The following is a 2,636-nucleotide window of genomic DNA, read 5'->3' as shown; positions in this document are numbered from 1 at the left end:
GTGAAAAAGCCTATAGGTTGGGGGAGGGCCTCCGGGGCTTCCTGCCCGGATGATTCTGATGGCGGGCCGGGTTGTTGGTTGTGTCCAGAGCCAGGCATCATAGTAGTGATCGTAAACGGGTGATCCTGACTCGCTCCCGGGAGTTCCACCGAGTTAAACGACGGTGAATCGGAGTTCCAATAGCTTTTTAAGAGCAAGCCGACAACAGCAACCACTTTTACAGATATCTCTGAATGAGGGTTGGAGCATATTGGAGTGTCTTTGGTGTTGACAATAAAACGTTCTGTTAACGGTTCGGTCTGGCAGACGAAAGACAACGTCAGTAACAGCAACCGCGGTGCCACAAAGATTGAGTATTGAATAATTCTATCCCTGCATGCTGATTTGTTCAGAGCAAAGATAGATCAAGAAAACAGCATGAAACGGCGGTTGTCAGATCAGGGACTGAGGTCATCGTTCAGATCCACAACAGGAGACTTGCGTTTTAGATGCATTCTTTTGTGATTCAAAAGGGCTTTAGTATTCTTGCAGGCTTTCCCGCATGGCTGCGGCTGGCCATCCTTGCGAACCACGGTCACGTCACAGTTTTTTTGTTTGCTGTGGTATCCGGTTTTGTGATTCGACAGGGCGTGAGCATTCTTACAGACCGTCCCGCACGGCCGCGACTGACCATCCTCCCCAATCACGTTCACGTCACAGGTTCGTTCCCCGGTGTGGTTTCTTCTTTTGTGATACGAAAGGGCTTTAGCATTCTTGCAGACTTCTTCGCATGGCTTCGGCTGGCCATCCTCCCCAACCACGGTCACGTCACAGATTTGTTGCCCGGTGTGGTCTCTGATTTTATGATTCGACAGGGTTTGAAGATTCTTGCAGATCTTTCCGCATGGCCGCGACTGACCATCCTCCCCGGTCATGGTCATGTCACAGGTTTGTTGCACGCTGTGGTACCCACTTTTGTGAGCCGACAAGCTGTTGGCAGTCTTGAAGACCCTTCCGCAGGGCCGTTGCAGACCATCTTTACCGGTCACGGACACATTACAGGTTTGCCGCCTGCCGTGGTCTCTTTTTCTGTGATTCAACAGGGTTTGAAAATTCTTGCAGACCCTTCCGCATGGCCGAGACTGATCATCCTCACCGATTACGGCTACATTACAGGCTTTTTGCCCGGTGTGCTGTCCGCTTTTGTGAATGTACAGAGCTGCGGCATTTCTGCAGACCTTTCCGCATGGCCGCGGCTGGCCATCCTCCACGATTACTGTCAAGTCACAGGTCTTTTTCCCGGTGTGTTGTCCGCTTCTGTGAACGTACAAAGCTACGGCATTTCTGCAGGTCTTCCCGCAGGGCCGTTGCAGACCATCGCTGCCGATCACGGGCACATCACAGGTTTGTTGACTCGTGTGGTCTCTGCTTTTGTGGTACGACAGGGCGTTAGCATTCTTGCAGAGCGTCCCGCACGGCTGCAGTTGACCATCCTCTGCGACCACAGTCAGGTCACAGGTTTTTTGCCCGGTGTGGTAGTTGCTTTTGTGAACCGAAAATGATTTCGCAGTCTTGAAGACCTTCCCGCATTGCAGCAGTCGGCCATCCTCCCCGAATATGATCAAGTTGCAAATGGCTTTCCTGGCGGGGACTTTTTTATCGATTGTCCCTGCAACCACTGAGTCTATGCCGATCCCGTCTGAGGCAACCCCGTTAACAGGGTTGCAAATAGAGCAGTATCTATCGGCCAAATGAGGGCATGAGCTTTGCCCGGGTGATGCTAATGTGTGATCTGTCGAACTTTCTTCACAATCCGGCGCTCTGCTTTCGGATAAATCGGAAGACTGCCGGAATTGACAAGTGCCATGACAGGGATGGACGAAACAATTTAAACCTAAAGTATGTGGATGTTGTTCAGGGCCTCCGCCATCCCCACCAGAGTCAGAATACAGTCGGCTAGTGAAAAAGCCTATAGGTTGGGGGAGGGCCTCCCGGGCTTCCTGCCCGGATGATTCTGATGGCAGGCTGGGTTGTTGGTTGTTTCCAGAACCAGGCATCATAGTAGTGATCGCAAACGGGTGATCCTGACTCGCCCCCCGTAGTTCCATCCAGTTAAACGACGGTGAATGGGGGTTCCAATAGTTTTTTAAAAGCGAACAGACAGCGGCAAACACTTCTAAAGATGCCCATGAATAAGGGTTAGAGCATAGATGAGTGTCTTTGGTGTCGACAATAAAACGTTCTGTCAACGGTTCGGCCTGACAGGCGACAGACAACGTCAGTAACAGCAAACGTAGTGCCGCAAAGAGTGAGTGTTTAATAATTCTATCCCTGCATTCTGGCTTTTACAGAGCAAGGATAGATCAAGAAAACCTTATGAAACGGCGGTTGTCAGATCAAGGACTGAGGTAATCGTTCTGGTCCACAACAGGAGACTTGCGTTTTCGATGCATTCTTTTGTGATATGACAGGACTCGAGCATTCTTGCAGACTTTTCCGCATGGCCGCGGCTGGCCATCCTTCCGAACGACAGTCACGTCACAGGTTGATTGTTTGGAGTGGCCTCTTCTTTTGTGATCCTTAAGGGCTTGAGTATTCTTCCAGACCTTTCCGCATGGCTTCGGCTGGCCATCTTCACCGACCACGGTCAAGTCACA

The 2,636-nt window shown here is 50.9% G+C and carries 3 protein-coding genes; all 3 read right to left on the bottom strand.

The genetic code is table 11. The features are described from left to right. A partial coding sequence (locus tag KDK16_RS04400) for a hypothetical protein (RefSeq protein ID WP_257255253.1) occupies nt 1–332 on the bottom strand: 332 nt, incomplete at its 3' end. A 105-nt stretch (nt 333–437) separates the two neighbouring features. After that, nucleotides 438–2,270: a hypothetical protein gene (locus tag KDK16_RS04395; RefSeq protein WP_257274855.1), complete on the bottom strand. Its 1,833-nt coding sequence runs from the start codon at nt 2,268–2,270 to the stop codon at nt 438–440. 105 nt (nt 2,271–2,375) lie between these two features. After that, nucleotides 2,376–2,636, bottom strand: a 261-nt coding sequence (locus tag KDK16_RS04390; RefSeq protein WP_257255255.1) for a hypothetical protein, incomplete at its 5' end; no start/stop codon positions are given.

Source organism: Endozoicomonas sp. SESOKO4 (assembly GCF_024606275.1).
This window is presented reverse-complemented; position numbering and strand designations above follow the sequence as displayed.